General features: G+C 47.1%; 1 protein-coding gene. It reads right to left on the bottom strand.

The features are described 5' to 3' along the window. On the bottom strand, positions 1–777 hold a 777-nt coding region (thiL, locus tag R7190_RS26175; RefSeq protein ID WP_318137716.1), incomplete at its 3' end, for a thiamine-phosphate kinase. Between the last annotated feature and the right edge of the window lie 133 nt (positions 778–910).

A 910-nucleotide genomic window follows, 5' to 3' on the forward strand; every position in this document is an offset into this window, starting at 1 on the left:
AGATAAAGCATACTGCTGTGCGCTGACCTTATCATCTAAAAATTGTACCAGCTCTGAAGAGATTGGTAATTGAGACACATCGATACTCACACCAACTTGTGAGCGTTTTAAAATATGTTTGATATCCGAAATCAGGCCGTCTGAAATATCAATCGCCGAAGATGCTAATCCTACCAAAGCTTGCCCCGCTAACACTCTCGGAGTGCTTAGGTAGTGGGCTTTTTCTAGTTCATCAGCACCAATGCGACTGCGAAGTGTTTCATCTAAGATGACATCCAGCCCTGCTTTTGCGTCACCCAAATTCCCCGTGACATACACCCAGTCCCCGACTTTCGCGCCAGAGCGAGTCAGCGCTTTGCCCTCAGGCACAAAACCTTGCACTGTCAGTGTTAAGCTTAATGGGCCTTTCGTTGTATCACCGCCGATTAACTGAATACCGAAGTAATCCGCCAGTTCGAAAAACGCATCACAGAAGGGTGCGAGCCATTCTTCATCCACTTCAGACATGGTCAATGCAAAGCTTACCCAAGCAGGTGTTGCGCCCATCGCAGCTAAGTCGCTGATGTTGGATGCAAGCGCCTTGTGAGCAACCCAAGCAGGGTTCGCGTGAGGAAGGAAATGGGTTCCAGCAACCAAGGTATCGGTGCTGATAGCAATCTGTACATTTGCTGGCGCCTTAACGAGAGCGCAATCGTCCCCTGCGGCGAGGTGTACGTCTTTGCGCTGGTTTTGTCGGCCAACAAAATACTTATCAATCAGGTTAAATTCACCAGACATAATTCATTTATCTTTTCATGCCAATGGCATTGATATCATACAAAAAAGGTCAGCATGTGCTGACCTTTTCATTGAAGAAATCGTTATTTCTTACGTACGTGTGGTGCGGCTTTATCTAGCACACCGTTCACGA

It is taken from the genome of Vibrio sp. 1078-1 (assembly GCF_033340475.1).